Origin of the sequence: Sphingomonas lacusdianchii, from assembly GCF_022664395.1 — a bacterium.
In the GTDB taxonomy this organism is placed as follows: domain Bacteria; phylum Pseudomonadota; class Alphaproteobacteria; order Sphingomonadales; family Sphingomonadaceae; genus Sphingomonas; species Sphingomonas lacusdianchii.
In genome coordinates this window covers 85,942-104,894 of the sequence record NZ_JAKRET010000002.1, presented here as the reverse complement: position 1 = coordinate 104,894, position 18,953 = coordinate 85,942, and the positions used below count along the sequence as shown (strand labels likewise).

The 18,953-nt window shown below is 66.7% G+C and carries 21 protein-coding genes; 2 read left to right on the top strand and 19 right to left on the bottom strand.

The genetic code is table 11. The annotated features are described in order from the left end of the window. Positions 1-2: 2 nt before the first annotated feature. The 11 genes from tolR to MF607_RS03030 form a co-directional block, all read right to left on the bottom strand. A complete protein-coding gene (tolR, locus tag MF607_RS03080) occupies positions 3-434 on the bottom strand; it encodes a protein TolR (RefSeq protein ID WP_242116003.1) in 432 nt (143 codons plus the stop codon). Between the two features lie 3 nt (positions 435-437). After that, on the bottom strand, positions 438-1,127 hold the full coding sequence (gene tolQ, locus MF607_RS03075; RefSeq protein WP_431311895.1) for a protein TolQ: 690 nt from the start codon (positions 1,125-1,127) through the stop codon (positions 438-440). Continuing rightward, entirely contained in the window at positions 1,127-1,585 is a 459-nt protein-coding gene (gene ybgC / locus MF607_RS03070) for a tol-pal system-associated acyl-CoA thioesterase (RefSeq protein WP_242116001.1), read from the bottom strand. The genes tolQ and ybgC overlap by 1 nt, the downstream gene beginning before the upstream one ends. A 59-nt stretch (positions 1,586-1,644) precedes the next feature. Further along, positions 1,645-1,971, bottom strand: coding sequence for a hypothetical protein (locus tag MF607_RS03065; protein ID WP_242116000.1), 327 nt, complete (start codon positions 1,969-1,971; stop codon positions 1,645-1,647). A gap of 9 nt (positions 1,972-1,980) precedes the next feature. Continuing rightward, the gene (gene ruvB / locus MF607_RS03060) at positions 1,981-3,000 is read right to left on the bottom strand and encodes a Holliday junction branch migration DNA helicase RuvB (RefSeq protein ID WP_242115999.1); all 1,020 of its coding nucleotides are present in this window, start codon (positions 2,998-3,000) and stop codon (positions 1,981-1,983) included. 171 nt (positions 3,001-3,171) lie between these two features. Then, positions 3,172-3,774, bottom strand: coding sequence for a Holliday junction branch migration protein RuvA (gene ruvA / locus MF607_RS03055; RefSeq protein ID WP_242115998.1), 603 nt, complete (start codon positions 3,772-3,774; stop codon positions 3,172-3,174). Between the two features lie 154 nt (positions 3,775-3,928). Beyond that, on the bottom strand, positions 3,929-4,444 hold the full coding sequence (gene ruvC / locus MF607_RS03050) for a crossover junction endodeoxyribonuclease RuvC (RefSeq protein ID WP_431311892.1): 516 nt from the start codon (positions 4,442-4,444) through the stop codon (positions 3,929-3,931). Between the two features lie 136 nt (positions 4,445-4,580). Further along, positions 4,581-5,324 (bottom strand): YebC/PmpR family DNA-binding transcriptional regulator, encoded by a 744-nt coding sequence (locus MF607_RS03045; RefSeq protein ID WP_242115997.1) that lies wholly within the window; start codon positions 5,322-5,324, stop codon positions 4,581-4,583. A gap of 27 nt (positions 5,325-5,351) precedes the next feature. After that, entirely contained in the window at positions 5,352-5,885 is a 534-nt protein-coding gene (locus tag MF607_RS03040) for a DUF1003 domain-containing protein (RefSeq protein ID WP_242115996.1), read from the bottom strand. A gap of 23 nt (positions 5,886-5,908) precedes the next feature. Then, positions 5,909-6,145 (bottom strand): DUF2312 domain-containing protein, encoded by a 237-nt coding sequence (locus tag MF607_RS03035; protein ID WP_110152188.1) that lies wholly within the window; start codon positions 6,143-6,145, stop codon positions 5,909-5,911. A gap of 69 nt (positions 6,146-6,214) precedes the next feature. Further along, positions 6,215-6,583, bottom strand: coding sequence for a DUF1244 domain-containing protein (locus MF607_RS03030; RefSeq protein WP_242115995.1), 369 nt, complete (start codon positions 6,581-6,583; stop codon positions 6,215-6,217). Positions 6,584-6,655: 72 nt separating this feature from the next. On the opposite strand from MF607_RS03030, the gene pyk reads away from it, so the two are divergent. Next, positions 6,656-8,122, top strand: a complete 1,467-nt coding sequence (gene pyk / locus MF607_RS03025) for a pyruvate kinase (protein ID WP_242115994.1) — start codon at positions 6,656-6,658, stop codon at positions 8,120-8,122. Positions 8,123-8,265: 143 nt separating this feature from the next. On the opposite strand, the gene MF607_RS03020 is transcribed toward pyk, so the two are convergent. The 4 genes from MF607_RS03020 to MF607_RS03005 form a co-directional block, all read right to left on the bottom strand. Next, positions 8,266-9,060 carry a transglutaminase family protein gene (locus MF607_RS03020; RefSeq protein ID WP_242115993.1) on the bottom strand — a complete coding sequence of 265 codons (795 nt, stop codon included), beginning with the start codon at positions 9,058-9,060 and terminating at the stop codon, positions 8,266-8,268. Beyond that, positions 9,060-9,992 (bottom strand): alpha-E domain-containing protein, encoded by a 933-nt coding sequence (locus MF607_RS03015; RefSeq protein ID WP_242116440.1) that lies wholly within the window; start codon positions 9,990-9,992, stop codon positions 9,060-9,062. Before MF607_RS03015 ends, MF607_RS03020 begins: the two co-directional genes overlap by 1 nt. A gap of 7 nt (positions 9,993-9,999) precedes the next feature. Then, positions 10,000-11,481 (bottom strand): circularly permuted type 2 ATP-grasp protein, encoded by a 1,482-nt coding sequence (locus MF607_RS03010; protein WP_242115992.1) that lies wholly within the window; start codon positions 11,479-11,481, stop codon positions 10,000-10,002. 78 nt (positions 11,482-11,559) lie between these two features. After that, on the bottom strand, positions 11,560-13,578 hold the full coding sequence (locus tag MF607_RS03005) for a protein-disulfide reductase DsbD family protein (protein ID WP_431311891.1): 2,019 nt from the start codon (positions 13,576-13,578) through the stop codon (positions 11,560-11,562). Between the two features lie 52 nt (positions 13,579-13,630). On the opposite strand from MF607_RS03005, the gene MF607_RS03000 reads away from it, so the two are divergent. Next, positions 13,631-15,295: an alkaline phosphatase family protein gene (locus MF607_RS03000; protein ID WP_242115991.1), complete on the top strand. Its 1,665-nt coding sequence runs from the start codon at positions 13,631-13,633 to the stop codon at positions 15,293-15,295. A 12-nt stretch (positions 15,296-15,307) separates the two neighbouring features. Here the strand turns inward: MF607_RS03000 and MF607_RS02995 are convergent, their stop codons facing one another. From MF607_RS02995 to rpsA, 4 genes are all read right to left on the bottom strand, one after another. Beyond that, positions 15,308-15,694, bottom strand: a complete 387-nt coding sequence (locus MF607_RS02995; RefSeq protein WP_242115990.1) for a DUF6766 family protein — start codon at positions 15,692-15,694, stop codon at positions 15,308-15,310. A gap of 50 nt (positions 15,695-15,744) precedes the next feature. Then, positions 15,745-16,683: a right-handed parallel beta-helix repeat-containing protein gene (locus MF607_RS02990; RefSeq protein WP_242115989.1), complete on the bottom strand. Its 939-nt coding sequence runs from the start codon at positions 16,681-16,683 to the stop codon at positions 15,745-15,747. A gap of 99 nt (positions 16,684-16,782) precedes the next feature. After that, the gene (locus MF607_RS02985; protein WP_242115988.1) at positions 16,783-17,061 is read right to left on the bottom strand and encodes an integration host factor subunit beta; all 279 of its coding nucleotides are present in this window, start codon (positions 17,059-17,061) and stop codon (positions 16,783-16,785) included. 165 nt (positions 17,062-17,226) lie between these two features. Next, positions 17,227-18,930 (bottom strand): 30S ribosomal protein S1, encoded by a 1,704-nt coding sequence (gene rpsA, locus MF607_RS02980; RefSeq protein WP_242115987.1) that lies wholly within the window; start codon positions 18,928-18,930, stop codon positions 17,227-17,229. Between the last annotated feature and the right edge of the window lie 23 nt (positions 18,931-18,953).

Here is an 18,953-nt window from a genome sequence, read left to right as displayed (position 1 = left end):
CGTTATTGCGCCACGCTGATGAGCGACACCCGGTTCAGACCCGCGCGGTTCAGTTCGCCCAACACGCCGTTGACCCGCCCGTAATCGAGCGTGCGGTCGGCGCGCAGCATCACCTGGCGCGGCTCGGTCGCCCCGGCGCCCGCCGCCGCGATCTTTTCGAGTTCGCCGGGAAGGTTGTCGGCCGACACCTCGGCATCGTCGATATAGGTCCGGCCATCGGCATCGATCGACAGCGTCACCGGCTGCTGCGTCTGTTCGACCGCCTTCGCGCGACTATCGGGCAGGTTCACCGGCACGCCGGCGGTCATCAACGGCGCGGTGACCATGAAGATGATGAGCAGCACCAGCATCACGTCGACCAGCGGCGTGACGTTGATCTCCGCCATCGGTGCGCGGCGCCCTTTCCCCTTGGCGGACGGCAGGTTGATGCCCATCGCTCAGACGCCTTCAAGCTGGCGCGACAGGGTGGCGTGGAAGGCGTCGGCGAAGCGGTTCAGCCGCGCCTCGATCCGGTTCACGCTGTGGCTGAAGCGGTTATACGCGATGACGGCGGGAATGGCGGCGAACAGGCCGATCGCGGTCGCGAACAGCGCCTCGGCAATGCCCGGCGCGACGACGGCCAGCGACGTATTCTGTTCGGACGCGATCGCGGTGAACGACCGCATGATGCCCCACACCGTGCCGAACAGCCCGACGAACGGCGCGACCGACCCGACCGTCGCCAGCACGTTCAGCCGGTCGGCCAGCGTCTCGCTCTCGTCCGCGACGCTCGACGCCATCGCGGTGGCAAGGCGTTCGCGGGTGCCGTCGCGGTCGATCTGCTTCGACGCGGTCGATCGCCGCCATTCGCGCACCCCCGATGAAAAGACGCGGGCGATCGCGGTGTCGCGCGTCCCCTGCAACCGGTGAAAGGCATCGATATCCTCGGCCTGTTCGAAGTCGGTTTCGAACCGGTCAATGTCGCGGCGCACCTTTCGCGCGCGGACGAGGAAGCCAATGATGATCGCCCAGGTCCAGATGCTTGCCGCCAGCAGCCCCAGCATCACCGCCTTCACCACCCAGTCGGCGGCGAGGAAGAGCGCGACCGGCGACATGGTCGCGGCGTCGGTGTTCACGAGTACGTCCATCATGCCTCTTTTTCGGTTGCGACCAGGCTCTGGAAGGTGTCGACCCATGCGGCCGGCTGACGACGCGGACGGCCGTTCGGGGCCACGAACGCGACCTCGACCCGAGCCGATGCCAGTAAGAGCGTGTCGCGGATGACTGTCTGATGAATATCGACCGCCGCCGCGCGGACGCGTTCGACGGTGCTGACCACGACCAGCGCGTCGTTCAGTCGTGCCGGCGCCCGCCAGTCGAGCTGCATCGACCGGACCGCATAGGCGCCCTCGCCCGCTTCGTGCGCCTCGCGCTGATCGATGCCGGCGAGTCGCAGCATGTCGCTGCGCGCCCGTTCGAAATAGCGAAGGTAATTCGCATGATAGACGACACCCGACAGGTCGGTGTCCTCGAAATAGATGCGAACGGGAAAACGATGCGTGCCGCCGACAAAGCGGCCGCCGGCCGGCTGGTCGGGGTCGGTCATTTGTCCGCTTTAACCATTGCCGCCGGACGGGGAAAGGGGTGACGGACCGCGGTGTACCGTCAATCGGCAGGCGGCTGGTTCAGGACCTTGATCTGGGTGAAGCCGGCCGATTGGGCCAAGTAGATGATTCCGCCGATCGCCCGATACGGCGCGGCGACCCGACCGAGAACGGCGATCGTGACCGGACGATTCTTGTCGGGCAACGCCTTCAGCGCCGTCGACATCCGCTCCTGTTCGTCGGGTAGCACGAACTGCGCGCCTTCGATCGTGACCTGCGCAGCGGCATCACCGGTCATCGTCACGCCGATCGTCAGCGGCGTTCGGGCAGCGGCAACGGGCGCGGTCATCAGCCCCAGTGCGGCCGATGTCAGCAAAGTCTTCTTCATCGCCATTCCTTAGTCGAACAATCCGTCCTGCGATCCGGCGGGCGGCTCGAAGCCGAGATGCTTCCACCCGCCGGCGTTCAGACAGCGCCCCCGCGCGGTGCGGGCGATCATGCCGATCTGGATCAGATAGGGTTCGATCACTTCCTCGATCGTGTCACGCGGCTCGCTTAATCCCGCCGCCAGCGTTTCGACGCCGACCGGCCCCCCGCGATAGACGTCGGCGATCATCGTCAGATAGCGGCGGTCCATCGCGTCGAGCCCCTTGGCGTCCACCTCCAGCCGGTTGAGCGCGGCGTCGGCGGTTCGCGCATCGACGACCTCGACCCCGGCGACATTGGCGAAGTCGCGAACGCGCCGCAGCAGGCGGCCGGCGATGCGCGGCGTGCCGCGTGCCCGCCGGGCGACTTCGGTCGCGCCGTCCCTCGCAATGCCGAGGCCGAGCAGCCCGGCGGCGCGGGTGACGACGCGGGTCAGTTCGTCGACGGTGTAGAATTGCAGGCGGACCGGAATGCCGAAGCGGTCGCGCAACGGCGTGGTCAGCAGCCCCTGCCGTGTCGTCGCGCCGACCAGTGTGAAGCGCGGCAGGTCGATGCGGACGCTGCGCGCGGACGGCCCCTCCCCGATCATCAGGTCGAGCGCGCGGTCCTCCATCGCCGGATAGAGCACTTCCTCGACCGCCGGGTTCAGACGGTGGATTTCGTCGATGAACAGGACGTCGCCATCCTCGAGATTGGTGAGCAGCGCCGCCAGATCGCCCGATTTGGCGATGACCGGGCCGGAGGTTGCGCGGAACCCCACGCCCATCTCGCGTGCAACGATCTGCGCCAGCGTGGTCTTGCCTAGACCCGGCGGGCCGAAGAACAGCACATGGTCGAGCACATCGCCCCGCCCGCGCGCGGCATCGATGAACACGCGCAGATTCTCGCGCGCTGCCTGCTGCCCGACGAACTCGTCCAGCGCCTTGGGTCGCAGCGCGGCGTCGACGTCATCGGGGCGGCGGATCGGGGTGGTGATACGGTCGTCGGTCACGACTGTTCCCTAGACGTTCGCGTTGAGCGGGTCAAAGTCCTCCCCGGCACGGGGAGGGGGACCAGCGAAGCTGGTGGAGGGGGGTATCCGCATACGGCGCTGTTGCGTTGCGCGGACATCCCCCTCCACCACCGCTACGCGGCGGTCCCCCTCCCCGTACCGGGGAGGATTTCAGGTGCGCGATGCCTTGCGCAGCGCCAGCCTGACCATGGCGTCGAGGCTCGCTCCCGCCCCCAGTTCCTCGGCCGCCTTGCCCACCGCCGTCGCCGCCTCGGCAGGCCGGAAGCCGAGGTTGAGCAGCGCCGACACCGCATCGCCCTCGATCCCGTCGCCGCCTGCCGCCGGGGCAACCACGCCCGGACCGATGGCGATGCCGCCGACCTTGTCCTTCAATTCCATCGCGATGCGCTGTGCGAGCTTGGGGCCAACGCCGTTGGCGCGGGCGATGCTGGCCTTGTCGCCGCGCGCGATCGCGGTGCGGACTTCCTCAGGCGACAGCGTCGACAATATGCCAAGCGCGACCCGCGCACCGACGCCCTGTACGCCGGTCAGCAGGCGGAACCAGTCGCGCTCGTCCGCCGTGGCGAAGCCGACCAGCCGGATGAAATCCTCCGCCACCAGCATCTCGGTATGGATGGTGACGCTGCCGCCGACCGGCCCCAGCGCCTGCAACGTCCGCGACGATGCGCCGACCAGATAGCCGACGCCGTTCACGTCGATGACCGCATGGTCGATGCCGGAGACGGACAGCGTGCCTTTGAGATGGGCGATCATGCAATGCTCACTTGTTGGAAATGACGGTTGCCCGCACCTGCCGTACCCCGGCGAAGGCCGGGGTCCAGTTGCGGGCCGTTCATACTATCGCGTGCGTGACCCAACTGGACCCCGGCCTTCGCCGGGGTACGCAGGGGGCGACGATCGATCACGATCACGCCCCAATCCCTGTCGACCGCCGCGCCCGCGCGTGCGCGCTGGCGAGGTGATGGGCATGGGTGATCGCCACCGCCAGCGCGTCCGCCGCGTCGGGACCGGACAGCTTCACGCCGGGCAGCAAATGGCCGACCATCGCCTGGATCTGCTTCTTGTCCGCGCCGCCGGTGCCGACCACCGCCTTCTTGACGATGCTCGGATGATATTCGCCGATCGCGAGCCCGGCGGTCGACGCGGACAGCAGCACGACGCCGCGCGCCTGCCCCAGCTTCAGCGTCGACTGCGCATTGCTGTTGCCCAGCACTTCCTCGACCGCCGCGCCATCAGGGCGTTCGGTGCGGATCACCTCGCCCAGCGCGCCGAACAGCAGCGCGAGGCGGCGGGGGAGCTGCATCGACGGATCGGTGCGGATCTGGCCGTTGGCGATGTGGCTCAGGCGGTTGCCGTCGGCGCGGATGATGCCCCAGCCGGTGGTGCCCAGACCGGGATCGAGGCCGAGGATCAGCAAAACCATCCTCCCCGGCACGGGGAGGGGGACCAGCCGCAGGCTGGTGGAGGGGGGCTTCCACAGGCGATGCGCTGCTTGGACATCCCCCTCCACCACCGCTGCGCGGCGGTCCCCCTCCCCGTGCCGGGGAGGAACTGGTCGATCAACCCAGCTTCTCCATCACCTCGTCGGACACTTCGTAATTGCCCCACACGGTCTGGACGTCGTCGTCATCGTCGAGCGCATCGAGCAGCTTGAACAGCGTCGCCGCATCGTCCTCGCCGACCGCCACCATCGTCTGCGGCCGCCATGCCAGCTTGGCGCCTTCCGCCTCGCCCAGCACCGGTTCCAGCGCCTTGGCGACTTCGTGCAGGTCGCCCTGCGCGGTCCAGATTTCGTGGCCGTCCTCGCTCGACGTCACGTCCTCGGCACCGGCTTCCAGCGCCGCCTCGAATATCTTTTCGGCATCGCCGGCCTTGGCGGGATAGTTGATGAGGCCGACCCGGTCGAACCCATGGCTGACCGATCCGGCGGTGCCGAGATTGCCGCCATTCTTCGACACCGCGGTGCGCACGTTGGTCGCGGTGCGGTTGCGATTGTCCGACAGCGCCTCGATGATGAGCGAAACCCCTGCCGGCCCGAAGCCCTCGTAGCGGATTTCCTCGTAATTCTCCATGTCGCCCTTCGACGCCTTGTCGACCGCGCGCTGGATATTGTCCTTGGGCATCGACTGCGCCTTGGCGGCGTTGATCGCCGCGCGCAGGCGCGGGTTCATGTCGGGATCGGGCAGGCCCATCTTCGCCGCGACGGTGATTTCGCGGCTGAGCTTTGAAAACATGCCCGACCGCTTCTTATCCTGCGCACCCTTGCGGTGCATGATGTTCTTGAATTTGCTATGGCCTGCCATCGGTGCCTCTTATTGGTTGCGCCCGCTCTACGCCCGGGCGACGTTTTGCGCCAGCGCGTCGATCTTCGCCTCCAGCGCCGCCAGCCGGTCGATCACATCGCTGTCGAGCTTGGCGTGCAGCGCGAGGATGTCGATCTCCGCGCGCAAATTGGTTTCATAGTCGAGCCGCGCCGCCAGCCGGTCCTTTTCCGATTGCCGGTTCTGGCTCATCATGATGACCGGCGCCTGGATCGCGGCCAAGGTCGACAGCATCAGGTTCAGGAAGATGTAGGGGTAGGGATCGAACGCCAGCCCGAAATGCGACAGCACGTCGGAATTGAGCAGCATCCAGCCCAGCAGCACGCCTGTGAAGGCGATGATGAACCCCCACGACCCGCCGACAGCCGCGACGCGGTCCGCCAGCCGGTCGCCAAAGGTCGATCGCGCGTCCGATTCGTCGGCCGCGTCGCGCGAGATCGGCGCGCCGCGTTCGATCGCGGACAGGACATGAGCTTCCTCCTCGCCATGCGGATCGCCATGCCCCTTCAGCAGTCGGGTCGCGATATGGAAGACGCTGGCCATGTCCCTGCCCCCTTCGACCAGTGTCAGATACCGAGTGCCTGCTTGTAGGTTTCGAGCAGCATGTCGGCTTCGTCGCGATGATGCTTTTCCATGCGGCGCAGACGGATGATCGTCCGCATCGTCTTCACGTCGAATCCGGTCGACTTGGCTTCGGCATAGACGTCCTTGATATCGTCGCTGATGCCCTTCTTCTCTTCTTCCAGCCGTTCGATACGCTCGATCAGCAGGCGGAGTTGTTCCGCCGAAACATTGTCGGTCATGCAGTCCTCGGATGTGACGAAATTGGTGAACGGGCGCGCCTAGCCGATCCGCGCGCCCGCCTCAACCGATCAGCGCGGTTCGGTGATCGCCGGCGGGTCGCTGGCAGGGAAACTGTCGTCGAGCGCTTCGTCCAGCGCCTCGTCGTCGCTGCGGTTCCTCGCGACGCTCTGCTCCATCCTCGCAATCTGTTCGGGGGTCGCCGGCTGCTGATGCTCCGCCTTCCACTGCGCATAGGGCATGCCGTACACCGCCTCGCGCCCTTCGTCCTTCGACACACCCGCCGCTTCGCCCAGCCAGTCGCCGAGGCAGTTGCGACAGAAACCCGCCAGCCCCATCAGATCGACATTCTGCGCATCGGTGCGATGTTGCAGGTGGCGGACCAGCCGGCGGAACGCGGCGGCCTGTGCCTGTTCGGAAATTGAATCGATTGTTGCCATCACATCGGCCTCCAAGGTTGATCGTTTACGAATAAGCACTAGAGGCAGGCGCGCAACGCCCGGAGAGTGATTATGACCAAGGCCATCAGCCCCCGTTCGCGCAAGGTCCGCGTTCTCGCCACGCTTGGCCCCGCCAGCAACACGCCGGAGATGATCGCGAAGCTGTTCGAGGCCGGCGCCGATGCGTTCCGGGTCAATATGAGCCATGGCGACCAGCAGTCGAAGGTCGCGGTGATCGAGGCGATTCGCGGACTGGAGCGCCAATATGGCCGCCCGACCACGATCCTCGCCGATCTTCAGGGGCCGAAGCTGCGCGTCGGTCGTTTCGCCGAGGGGCGGGTGATGCTCGAGACCGGGCAGCGCTTCACGCTCGACCGGTCGAACGAGCCGGGCGATGCGACGCGGGTCGAACTGCCGCACCAAGAAATCTTTGCCGCGATCGCCCGCGACGCCCGCCTGCTGCTCGACGACGGCAAGCTGGTGCTGCGTGTGCTCGACCATGACGACGAAAAGATCGTGACCGAGGTCGTGGTCGGCGGCGCGCTGTCCAATTCGAAGGGGCTGAACGTCCCCGACGTCGTGTTGCCGATGGCTGCGCTGACGCCGAAGGATATTTCCGACCTGCACTTCGCGGTCGAACAGGGCGTCGACTGGATCGCGCTGTCGTTCGTGCAGCGCCCTGAGGATCTCGCGGAGGCACGCAAGCTGATCGAGGGCAAGGCGGCGCTGCTGGCCAAGATCGAAAAGCCGTCGGCGGTCGCCCGGCTGGAAGAGATCGTCGAGCAGTGCGACGGCGTGATGGTCGCGCGTGGCGATCTGGGCGTCGAACTGCCGCCGCAATCGGTGCCGCCGCTGCAGAAGCGCATCGTCGAGACCGCCCGCCGGCTGGGCCGTCCGGTCGTCGTCGCGACGCAGATGCTCGAATCGATGATCACCTCGCCCTCGCCGACTCGCGCCGAGGTGTCGGACGTCGCGACCGCCGTCTATGACGGTGCCGATGCGATCATGCTGTCGGCGGAGAGCGCGGCGGGCAGTTGGCCGGTCGAATCGGTCACGATGATGAACGACATCGCGCACGCCGTCGAACGCGACCCGGCGCATGGCGACCGCGTCCATTTCACCGTACTCCGTCCCGATCCCACCACCGCCGACGCGCTGGCCGAAGCGGCGAAGAACATCGCCGCGACCGTCGATGCGAAGGCGATCCTGTGCTTCACCAAGTCGGGATCGACCGCGCGCCGCATCGCGCGCGAACGTCCGCCGGTGCCGATCATGGTGCTGACTCCGCAAATCGACACCGCACGGCGGCTGGGGCTGCTATGGGGCGTCCACGCGGTCCACACGCGTGACGTCGCTTCGTTCGAAGAGATGGTCGCCAAGGCGAAGCGCATGATCCTGCGCCACAATATCGCCAAGGCCGGCGACCGGGTCGTGGTCTGCGCGGGCGTGCCGTTCGGGACGCCGGGATCGACCAACGTGCTGCACGTGGTGCAGATCGTCGGCGACGAACTGAAGAACTACAAGGGCTTCGAAGCGTAGCCTCCAGGCTCCTCCCCGGCACGGGGAGGGGGACCAGCGAAGCTAGTGGAGGGGGGCTTCCACAGGCGGTACGTTCGCGGCGATCCCCCTCCTCCCCTCGCTGGCGCGAGCGGTCCCCCTCCCCGTGCCGGGGAGGATTTAGGTTACGCCTGCTCGCTCCCTTCGACGTGCACATCGACGTCGAGCACCTCTTCGCCTGCGCCCATGCGCACGCCGGCGATCGGCGCGGCACCGGCCGCGTCGAGCGCCACTGCGACGCGGATATGGTCGAGGCCCGAGCGCCCGCCAACCGCGGGATCGAAGGCAAACCAGCCACCCGCGACATGCGCCTCCGCCCATGCATGCGGCGCAAGCGTGCGGCGTTCATCGTCGCCCGACAGGCTGTATCCCGACACATAGCGCGCCGGCACGCCCTTCGCCCGCGCGGCCGCGACGAAGATTTGCGCCATGTCGCGCGGCGACACCCGATCGTCGGCCGCCGCCTCGATCGCACTGCGGATTGCCGGGGTCGGCCGACGGTCGAGTGACCAGCGGCCATGGATCGCCGCCGCCAGCGCGGTCATCGCCGCCAGATCGCTGCCCGTCGCCAGCATGGCGATCGCATCGTCGGCGCGCGTCAGCGGCGTCACCCGCCGGAACAGCTCCGGCGGAAACGGCTCGTCCGTCGCCTCGATCGCGCCGTCGCTCTCGCTCAGCAACGCCTCGCCGGTGACGGTCAGGCACAGCGTCTCGACCGGCCCCTCGGCATAGAGCATCCGCGTCAGATTGCCGTAGCCGTCGATGCTCTCGCGCAACCGCGCGTCGCAATCGACGTCGATCCGCCAGTTGACCACCGTTTGGTGGCTGGTGTCGCCGGGAAAAAGGCGCAGCAGCTGGACGATGCGCGCCTGCGGTTCGGTGAAGCGATACCGCGTCTCATGTTGGACCGACAGCCGCATCAGATGAAGCGGAACTGGCGGGCGATCGCGGCGTCGAGCATCGCATTCTCCCGGATGAAGGCGGTCAGATATTCGTGCAGCCCGCTGACGATCACCTCGTGCGCGCGGGTCTTCTGCATCCGGGCGAGGCGTGCGCGGGCCATACGGTCGGCCTCCCCCTGAAACCCGGTGCGCTTGCCTAGCATGTTCAGCATCTCGACCGTTTCATCGACGCACGCCGCCAGACTGCGCGGCACTTCGCCGCGCGACAGCAGCAATTCGATGACGCTCGCCGGCTTCAGCCCGTCGCTGTATAACCAGCGATAGGCGGTGACCGCCGACACGGTCTGCAGGATGGTGGTCCATTGATCCCGGTCGATCGCGCCGCCGATCCGCTCCCCTTCGGGCAGCAGCAGGTGATATTTGACGTCGATCAGCCGTGCGGTGTTGTCGGCGCGCTCGATCGCGGCGCCAAGCTGCACGAACCACGTCGCCTCGTTCTTCATCATGCGCTGCACCGCGCCCTCGAACCCGCGCGCCTCGGCCTTGATCGCTTCGACGAGGTTGAGAATATCCTCGCCCTCTTCGCCGCGCGGCGCGTTGAAGACGATCCACGCCCGGTTGATCGCGGTCCATGCGTCGCGGGTCAGCGCCGTGCGCACCGCCTTCGCATTGTTGCGCGCGGCGTCAAGGCACCACAGGATCGATCCGGGATGGCTGCGGTCGCAGGTCAGGAAGCGCGCAACCGATCCCTGCCCCACCGCCTGTCCGGTCGCGGCGAAACTGTCCTCGGTATAGCTGACCGCCAGCGCGCTGGCCCATGCCGCATCGCCCGCCGGTCGCGACGACAATGCATCGAGCCGCACCGTCGCCTCGACCAGTCGCGCGAGGAAATCGGCGCGTTCGACATAGCGGCCCAACCAGTAGAGCGAGGCGGCGGTGCGCGACAGCATCGCCATGTCAGCGCCCTCCCTGCGACTGAGTCATGCCGCCCATCGTCTGCGTCTGGGCTGGCCGATCGTCCATCAGCACGAAACTGTCCTTCGTTCCGCCGCCCTGGCTGGAATTGACGACCAGCGATCCTTCCTTCAGCGCGACCCGGGTCAGGCCGCCCGGCACCACCTGCACCTTGTTCGCGCCGGTCAGCACGAACGGGCGGAAATCGACATGGCGGGGACTCAGCCCCTTCTCGGTCAGCGTCGGCACCGTCGACAGCGCCAGCGTCGGCTGCGCGATATAACGCTGCGGCTCGGCGATCAGCGCGCGGCGAAAATTCTCGATCTCCGCCTTCGACGCCGTCGGCCCGACCAGCATGCCATAGCCGCCCGATCCGTCGACCAGCTTCACCACCACCTCGTCCAGATGGTCGAGGACATATTTCAACGCGTCGGGCTCGCGACAGCGCCACGTCTCGACATTGGGGAGCAGCGGCTCGCTTTCCGAATAGAATTTCACGATCTCGGGCATGTAGCTGTAGATCGCCTTGTCATCGGCGATGCCGTTGCCCGGCGCGTTGACCAGCGCGACATTGCCCGCGCGATAGGCGGCGATCAGCCCGGGCACACCCAGCAGCGAATCGGGGCGGAACACGACCGGATCGATGTAATCGTCGTCGATCCGGCGATAGATGACGTCGACCCGCACCCGTCCTGCGATCGTCTGCATCCATACGACATCGCCGTCGACCACCAGATCGGCCGGCTCGACCAGTTCGATCCCCATCGAATCGGCGAGGAAGCTGTGTTCGTAATAGGCCGAATTGAAATGGCCGGGCGTCAGCACGACGCAGTTCGGATGCGCCCCCGCTCCCGGCGGCGCGACCGATCGCATGGTTTCCAGCAGCAGGTCGGGATAGCTGTCGACCGCCGCCACCCGGAAATTGCGGAACAGTTCGGGGCACAGCCGGATCATCGCCTCGCGATTTTCCAGCATGTACGACACGCCCGACGGGGTGCGGGCATTATCCTCCAGCACGAAAAATTCGTCGGGGCCGGTCCGCACCAGATCGATGCCACAGATATGCGCCCATACGCCATGCGGCGGGCGAATGCCGGCGATCTCGGGGCGGAACTGGCTGTTGCCGAAGATCAGGTCGGGCGGCAGCACCCCGGCCTTCAGGATGCGGCGCTCGCCATAGATGTCGTCGAGGAACGCGTTGATCGCCTGCGTCCGCTGGACCAGCCCCTTCGACAGGCGCGCCCATTCATCGGCCTTGAACACCCGCGGTACGATGTCGAACGGGATGATCCGTTCCGCAGCCTCGCTATCGCCATAGACGGCGAAGGTGATGCCCAGTTGGCGGAACGTCGCCTCCGCCGATTGCAGGCGCCGTTTCAACTCATGGGACGGCACCTCGCGCATCCAGCGTGCCAGTGCCGCAAGGTCGTCGCGCGGATTGTCCGGCCCACCCTGTCCCCAGATTTCGTCGAACGCCTGCCCCATCCGTCCTCCAACGCCGCCAGCCGATTATTTCTCCGCATGCTGCGATGCGAAAACGACGCTGGCAAGCCGGTTCGGACGTCAGGAAACCAAATCGGTCAGCGTGGCCGGCGTAAGTACTTGCGGCAGCACCCGTGCGTCGCGACTGCCGGGCGCATAATAAAGATAGAGCGGTACGCCGGCACGGTTGTGCGCCTCGATGAAGCGGCCCAGCACCGGGTCGCCATCAGTCCAATCGCCGACCAGTACCCTGACACCCCCCCTGCCAAACGCATCCGCCACCGCCCGAGTCTGGATCGCGGCACGTTCGTTGACCTTGCAGGTCAAGCACCAATCGGCGGTGAAGTAGGCGAAGACCGGCTTACCCTGCCCCCGCAGCGCCGCCAGCCGCGCCTCGCTGAACGGTTCGGCTCCGGCGATGCCGGTCGGGGCGGCTCCCGCGGGCGCGGCACGCTCGACCAGCGCCGTCGTACCGATCGCCAGCACCAGAGCCGCGAGCCCCGGCCACCATTGCCGATCGCGTCCACGCAGCTGCCGCCGCCCAGTCCACCACAGGCCGAGCGCCGCGAGCAGCAGTGCAGCGAGCCCCAGCGCCATGCCGTCGACCCCCGCCTGCCGCCCCAATATCCATGCCAGCGCAAGTGCGGTCAAGAACATCGGCACCGACAGGATCTTGCGGAACATGTCCATCCACGCGCCCGGTCGCGGCAACCGGCGGCGCAGCGCGGGCACGAAGCCGAGCAGCAGGAAAGGCAGCGCCAGCCCGAAGCCGAGGCCGGCGAACACTGCCATCGCTGCGATGGGCGGCAGGACCAGTGCCGATCCCAGCGCCGCGCCCATGAACGGCCCGGTGCAGGGCGTCGCGACGAACGCCGCCAGCGCGCCGGTGGCGAACGCCCCGCCCCGCCCGCCGCGCGTGCCGACCTGCGGCGTCGGCAGTTCGAACAGTCCGGCGAGGTTCAGCGCGATCGCCCCCGTCAGCACCAGCAACAGCAGCACGACGCGCGGATCGGTCAACTGGAAGGCCCAGCCTGCCGCCACCCCCGCCGCACGGATGACGAGCAACACGCCGCCCAGCAACAGGCACATCGCCACTGCGCCCGCGGTATAGGCGACGCCCTCGGCACGGGCATGCGCGGCCGACTCGCCTGATCGCGCGAGGCTCAACGCCTTCAGGCTGAGGATCGGAAACACGCAGGGCATGATGTTGAGCAGCAGCCCACCCAGCAGCGCGCCGGCAAAAGCGATCAGCGCGGCACGCAGCGGCGCAGGCTCGGCAGGCGGAGCGACGGTGCCTGGTGTGGCGCGGATCGCGAATCCTTCGCCGCCGCCGGTTGCCAGCACCCCCTCCAGAACCGCCGGACTGCCGCTGCCCTTCGTCGCCACCACGATCGCGTCGCCGTCGCGCCGGATCGTCTGGGGCGCGTCATAATCGACGGCGTTCTCGGTCAGCGGAAAGAAATAGGCGTTGCCGATCGCAACATCCGCCGGAAACGGTACCCGTAACCGGAATTGCTCGCCCGGCTGAAAGATTGCCGGCGATCCGATCGGCTTGGGAAGCGCGCGGCGCCAGCCGTCGAACTGCGATCGCCGGGCCGGATCGATCGCGCCGTCGCCTATCGTCAGGTCGGTGGCCAGCGTCGCCTTTTCCGGCACGCAAATCTCGCGGGTGCAGACCAGATAGTCGATCGCCAGTCGTACCGGCAGCTTCGTGCCCGGAGCCAGCCCCGCCGGGACGCGCAACTCGGTCAGCAGCGTCCATGGTCGTTCATAAACATAGTTCATGATCCCGGCGACGGTCAGCCGTTCGGGCACCGGATAGCGTAGTTCGCCGACGCTCGCCCCGACCGGCAGCGCCCAGTCGAGCCGGGGTTCAGTCCCCACCGCACCGGGATTGCGCCAATAGCCGTGCCAGCCGGCATCGGGCACCGATACCAGCGCGATCGCGATGGCCGTCCCCGCTGCCGGCGTATCGCTTTCGGCGATCATCCGCATCTGTACGTGGCGCTGCCCGGGCGTCTGTGCCGCAGCCGGCAGCGCCGCGCCGAGCAGCACGAAGAACAACGCGATTCGACGCCACACTATTCTTGCCGCTGTCATGGACGCGGGGTAGCGGAGTTTCGGGACGGATGCACCGTCCGCGGAGTACACGATGCGTCTCGTTTCCCTTGCCGCGCTGTTGCTGGCGACCGTCACCCCCGCCTTCGCCCAGACTGCGGCGCCGACGCCCGCCGCCGATGCCGTGCCGCCGACCTATCCGGCGACCCCGCCCAAGCTGATCGTCGCAATCTCGGTCGATCAATTCTCGGCCGATCTGTTCGCCGAATATCGCGGTCGCTTCACCGGCGGATTCGCGCGGCTGATGCAGGGCGCGGTGTTCCCGGCCGGCTACCAAAGCCATGCCGCGACCGAGACCTGCCCGGGCCATTCCACGATCCTCACCGGATCGCGCCCGTCACGCACCGGCATCATCGCCAACGACTGGGTCGACCAGCGCAGCAACACCCGCCCCGGCTTCAAGGTCTATTGCGCCGAGGACGAGCGCGTGTCCGGCTCGACCTTCGACGACTATACCGTGTCCGACGCCCATCTGATGGTGCCGACGCTGGGCGAGCGGATGAAGGCCGCCGACCCGCGCACCCGCGTCGTCTCGGTCGCGGGCAAGGACCGCGCGGCAGTGATGATGGGCGGGCACAAGGTCGACGAACTGTGGTGGTTCGGCAAGAACGGCTTCGTCAGCTATGCTGGTCGCGCCATGCCGCCGGTGGTCGCCCGCGCCAACGCCGCCGTCGCCAAACGCATCGCGACCGCGCAGCCCGCGATGACGCTGCCGACCTTCTGCCAGCCGCTGGCGCGTGCGGTGCGGGTCGGGGACAAGACGGTCGGCACCGGCCGGTTCGAGCGCGCCGCGGGCGACGTCGCCAATTTCCGCCGCTCGCCCGAATATGACGCCGCCGTCCTCGCGCTCGCCGCCGGGCTGATCCAGGACATGAAGCTGGGTCAGGGACCCCAAACCGACATCATCTCGATCGGCGCGTCGGCCACCGACTATGTCGGTCATGGCTATGGCACCGAGGGTAGCGAGATGTGCCTGCAACTCACCTCGCTCGACCAGAGCCTGGGCGAATTCTTCCGCGTGCTCGATGCGACCGGCGTCGATTATCAGGTCGTGCTGACCGCCGACCATGGCGGCAGCGACGCCAGCGAGCGGCTGGCCGCCCATGCCGTGCCCGACGCGGTCCGGCTCGACGGCGAATTTACGGTCGACCGCATCGGCAAGGCGATCGGCGAGAAACTGAAGATCGCCGGCCCGGTGCTGTACGGCGGCGTCAACGGCGATGTGTGGTACGACATCAAGCTGACCGCCGCACAAAAGGCAGCGGTCGAGCGCGAGGCGATCGCGATGTTCGCCGCCCATCCGCAGACGCAGGCGGTGTTCACCCGCGCGCAGATACTCGCGACGACCGTACCGAACACTCCGCCCGAGACGTGGTCGCTGATCGAACGTGCGCGCGCTTCCTTCTACCCGCCGCGCTCGGGCGACCTGCTGGTGGCGATGAAGCCGCGCGTGCTGACTGTGCCCCATCCGGTCGCCGGCACCGCCGTCGCGACGCATGGCAGCTTCTGGGACTATGACCGCCGCGTGCCGATCCTGTTCTGGCGCAAGGGCGAGGGCGGGTTCGAGGAGCCGTTCGGTGTCGAGACCGTCGACATCCTGCCGACGCTGGCCGCTACCATCCGCCTCCCGGTACCGAGGAACGAGATCGACGGCCGCTGCCTCGACCTTGATCCGGGTGATGGGACGACGTGCCGATAGGCACCGCCGGGATCAGACGTGATGGCCATGCGGCTTCGCATGGCCATCAACCCGCAAGTAACGGCGATCGAGTTCGTCGATCGTCGCCTGATCGGTGCCGGACAGCTTGAGGAGCAGGTCCACCTTCGCTTCCATCCGATCATCATTTTCCTTCGACGCCGGCGACCCGGCGTAGAGGAAATAGGCAAGCCCCACGACCTGCCATAGCAATTGCAGAAATTCGGACTGCCAGTTCTCGAACGTATCGCGTCCCATTTCGACGAGATAGGCATTCAGGTCGGGCGATTGCCCATGGTCACGGGCGGCATCGACAAAGGCGTACCAACCGAACACCCAGTGCCCGATGATCGATACCAGGAAGAACGCAACGGTGATCCAGCCATAAGCATATTTGCGCATGTCCATCTCCATTCGCCATCCAGCTGAAAACGAACGGTTTTAGCAAAGGATCACCGCTTCTCGAACGTCCGAATTCCCGGCCCCAACCGGTTCGCGCCGACCGCGACGCCGTCGCCGGTATAGTCGGCCACGAACGCGGGGCTCTTCGTCACACCCGGTGCGAGGCGCGCGTCATTGTCCTCGACGCGCAGGCCGCTGGCCCGGAAGGTCCGCTTCTCCGCACCGACGACGATGAACCCCGTCCAGTTCTCCTTCGCCTTGCCCTGGACGAAGACGTTGCGCGCGATCAGCCCGGTCGCGCCTTCGGGCAGGTCGATCATATAGTTGGTCTTGTTGCCGCGACTGTCGTCAAAGCTCGAATCGGTGATCTCGATACGCGGCGCGCGGATCTTGACGTAATGCCCACCGGTGCCGCGTTCGAAGCGGGAGCGTTTGATGACGATCGTGCCATTGTTGCTGAGATAGACCGCGTGCGAACAATCGGTCGTCTCGCACTGGCCCAGTCCGGCAAAGGTCGAGCGGTCGATGGTGATGCGCTGCTGCCCATCGGGGTTTCCGCCCAATATCCCTTCCTGACTGTCGAGGAAGGTCGAGTTGGTGACGGTCAGATCGCCGATCTCGGTACGGATGCCTGCGCCGTTGCCGTCGGGAACGCGGATGCCGCGAAAGACAATGCCGTCGACCGTCGAGCGCCGGCCGCGCAGCACGAAGGTCGCCTTGCCCTCGCATGCGCCGCCGTCGAAGATCACCGTGCCGGGCACCCGCGCCCGGAAGGTGATGTCACCGCCGCTCTGGACGGTGCAGTCGGGATAGGTGCCGGGCGCGATCAGGATAGTTGCCGTCCCGTCGCGCACCGCGCTCACCGCCGCGTCGACCGTCGGATAACTCTCCCCGGTCTGTTCGATGACGAATGGTGCGGCGCGCTGCTGCGCTGGCAGCGGCGCTGCGCCAAGCAGCAGGACGATGGGCAGGAATCGGCGGCGGATCATAGGGCGGGCCTCGACTAGGATCGCCCCGCTATGCGCCGGGATCGCAGCCGACGGAAGCGTTGGGTACGCCCTGCCCCCGTCCCGCCGCGATACGTCCTATCAGACGTTCAGCCGCGCCCGCATTTCCTTGCCGGGCTTGAAATAAGGAACGCGCTTGGCGTCGACCTCGACCGCTTCGCCGGTACGCGGATTGCGCCCGACGCGTGCATCGCGGGCGCGGGTCGAGAAGGCACCGAAGCCGCGCAGTTCAACCCGGCCGCCATTGCGCAGGCGTTCGGTGATGGTGTCGAAGAACGTCGATACGATCCGTTCGACATCGCGCAGCGGCAGCGTGGGGTTTTCCTGCGCAATCTTCTGAACCAGTTCGGATCGGATCATCTTTCCCTCGGCATTCCAGGCATCTAGGCCGAAACCGGGTCCGGTCTGGCGGCTTACGCCTAACCTGAATTTATTTGAAACGACAATCCGCCTTTCGAATGAACGAAAAACGGGGCGCTCCGCTATGGAGCACCCCGTCGATCGTCCGGTACCGGAAGAAGAAGCTTACTTCTGCTCGCCGCGAGCCTTCAGCGCTTCGCCAAGGATGTCGCCGAGCGACGCACCCGAATCCGACGAACCGTACTGCGCAACGGCCTGCTTCTCTTCGGCGATCTGCATCGCCTTGATCGAGAAGGTCGGCTTCTTCGAACGATCGAAACCGGTGACCATCGCGTCGAACTTCTGGCCGACCTGGAAACGCTCCGGACGCTGTTCGTCGCGGTCGCGGCCGAGATCGGTGCGCTTGATGAAGCCGGTCGCGCCATCGTCGCCCTGCTGCACTTCGAGGCCCGCATCGCGGACTTCGAGAACGGTCACGGTCACGATCGCGTTCTTGTTCAGGCGATCACCCGCCTGCGCCGCGACCGGGCCGCCACGCTCGAGCTGCTTCATGCCGAGCGAGATACGCTCCTTGTCCGGCTCGATCGCCAGCACGACGGCCTGAACCGTCTCGCCCTTGCGGTGCAGGTTGAGCGCGTCCTCGCCCGAAATGCCCCAGGCGATGTCCGACATGTGGACCATGCCGTCGACGTCGCCGTCGAGGCCGATGAACAGGCCGAATTCGGTCGCGTTCTTGACTTCGCCCTCGACGGTCGAACCGACGGGATGATCTTCCGCGAACTTCTCCCACGGATTGGCCTGTGCCTGCTTGAGGCCCAGCGAGATGCGGCGCTTGTCCTGATCGACCTCGAGGACGATCACGTCGACTTCCTGGCTGGTCGAGACGATCTTGCCCGGATGGACGTTCTTCTTGGTCCAGCTCATTTCCGAAACGTGGACCAGACCTTCGATGCCCGGCTCCAGTTCGACGAACGCACCATATTCGGTGATGTTCGTGACACGGCCCGACAGCTTCGCGCCGACCGGATACTTGGCACCGGCGCCATCCCACGGATCGCTCTCAAGCTGCTTCATGCCGAGCGAGATGCGCTGCGTGTCGCGGTTTATGCGGATGATCTGGACGCGGACGGTGTCGCCGATGTTCAGCACTTCCGACGGGTGGCCGACGCGCTTGTACGACAGGTCGGTGACGTGCAGCAGGCCGTCGATGCCGCCTAGGTCAACGAACGCACCGTAGTCGGTGATGTTCTTGACGACGCCGTCGATGACCTGACCTTCGGCCAGCGACTGGATCAGGCCCGAACGCTGCTCGGCGCGGGTTTCTTCCAGCACCGCGCGACGCGACACGACGATGTTGCCGCGCTTGCGGTCCATCTTCAGGATCTGGAACGGCTGCGGAATGTCCATCAGCGGGGTGACGTCACGCACCGGACGGATATCGACCTGCGAACCCGGCAGGAACGCCACGGCGCCCGACAGGTCGACGGTGAAGCCGCCCTTGACCCGGCCGAAGATGACGCCTTCGACGCGCGCGGTCTTGGCGAATTCGGTTTCCAGCTTGTCCCACGCGGCTTCGCGACGGGCGCGGTCGCGGCTCAGCATCGCTTCGCCGTTCGCATTCTCGACGCGGTCGACATAGACTTCGACTTCGTCGCCGACCTTCAGGTCCGCCTTCTGGCCCGGCGCCGCGAATTCGCGCAGCGGCACGCGGCCCTCCGACTTCAGGCCGACGTCGATGACGGCGAGGTCGTTCTCGATGCCGGTGACGGTGCCGATGACCACGCGGCCCTCGAAGCTTTCCGAAGCACCGAACATGTCGTCGAGCATCGACGCGAAATCGTCACGGGTGGGATTTGCCATGCTGGCCATATAAATCTTGGTTCCTAAACGTA

Excerpts from the sequence above, each read along its gene's own strand:
- MF607_RS03020 (WP_242115993.1), bottom strand. The coding sequence starts at position 9,060 with ATGCGGCTGTCGGTCCAACATGAGACGCGGTATCGCTTCACCGAACCG.
- MF607_RS03030 (WP_242115995.1), bottom strand. The coding sequence starts at position 6,583 with ATGGCAACAATCGATTCAATTTCCGAACAGGCACAGGCCGCCGCGTTC.
- MF607_RS03015 (WP_242116440.1), bottom strand. The coding sequence starts at position 9,992 with ATGCTGTCGCGCACCGCCGCCTCGCTCTACTGGTTGGGCCGCTATGTC.
- MF607_RS02990 (WP_242115989.1), bottom strand. The coding sequence starts at position 16,683 with ATGATCCGCCGCCGATTCCTGCCCATCGTCCTGCTGCTTGGCGCAGCG.
- tolQ (WP_431311895.1), bottom strand. The coding sequence starts at position 1,127 with ATGGACGTACTCGTGAACACCGACGCCGCGACCATGTCGCCGGTCGCG.
- MF607_RS03010 (WP_242115992.1), bottom strand. The coding sequence starts at position 11,481 with ATGGGGCAGGCGTTCGACGAAATCTGGGGACAGGGTGGGCCGGACAAT.
- MF607_RS02985 (WP_242115988.1), bottom strand. The coding sequence starts at position 17,061 with ATGATCCGATCCGAACTGGTTCAGAAGATTGCGCAGGAAAACCCCACG.
- pyk (WP_242115994.1), top strand. The coding sequence starts at position 6,656 with ATGACCAAGGCCATCAGCCCCCGTTCGCGCAAGGTCCGCGTTCTCGCC.
- ruvA (WP_242115998.1), bottom strand. The coding sequence starts at position 3,774 with ATGATCGCCCATCTCAAAGGCACGCTGTCCGTCTCCGGCATCGACCAT.
- MF607_RS03040 (WP_242115996.1), bottom strand. The coding sequence starts at position 5,885 with ATGGCCAGCGTCTTCCATATCGCGACCCGACTGCTGAAGGGGCATGGC.
- MF607_RS03000 (WP_242115991.1), top strand. The coding sequence starts at position 13,631 with ATGCGTCTCGTTTCCCTTGCCGCGCTGTTGCTGGCGACCGTCACCCCC.
- ybgC (WP_242116001.1), bottom strand. The coding sequence starts at position 1,585 with ATGACCGACCCCGACCAGCCGGCCGGCGGCCGCTTTGTCGGCGGCACG.
- tolR (WP_242116003.1), bottom strand. The coding sequence starts at position 434 with ATGGGCATCAACCTGCCGTCCGCCAAGGGGAAAGGGCGCCGCGCACCG.
- MF607_RS03035 (WP_110152188.1), bottom strand. The coding sequence starts at position 6,145 with ATGACCGACAATGTTTCGGCGGAACAACTCCGCCTGCTGATCGAGCGT.
- ruvC (WP_431311892.1), bottom strand. The coding sequence starts at position 4,444 with ATGGTTTTGCTGATCCTCGGCCTCGATCCCGGTCTGGGCACCACCGGC.
- MF607_RS03045 (WP_242115997.1), bottom strand. The coding sequence starts at position 5,324 with ATGGCAGGCCATAGCAAATTCAAGAACATCATGCACCGCAAGGGTGCG.
- rpsA (WP_242115987.1), bottom strand. The coding sequence starts at position 18,930 with ATGGCCAGCATGGCAAATCCCACCCGTGACGATTTCGCGTCGATGCTC.
- MF607_RS03065 (WP_242116000.1), bottom strand. The coding sequence starts at position 1,971 with ATGAAGAAGACTTTGCTGACATCGGCCGCACTGGGGCTGATGACCGCG.
- MF607_RS02995 (WP_242115990.1), bottom strand. The coding sequence starts at position 15,694 with ATGCGCAAATATGCTTATGGCTGGATCACCGTTGCGTTCTTCCTGGTA.
- MF607_RS03005 (WP_431311891.1), bottom strand. The coding sequence starts at position 13,578 with ATGACAGCGGCAAGAATAGTGTGGCGTCGAATCGCGTTGTTCTTCGTG.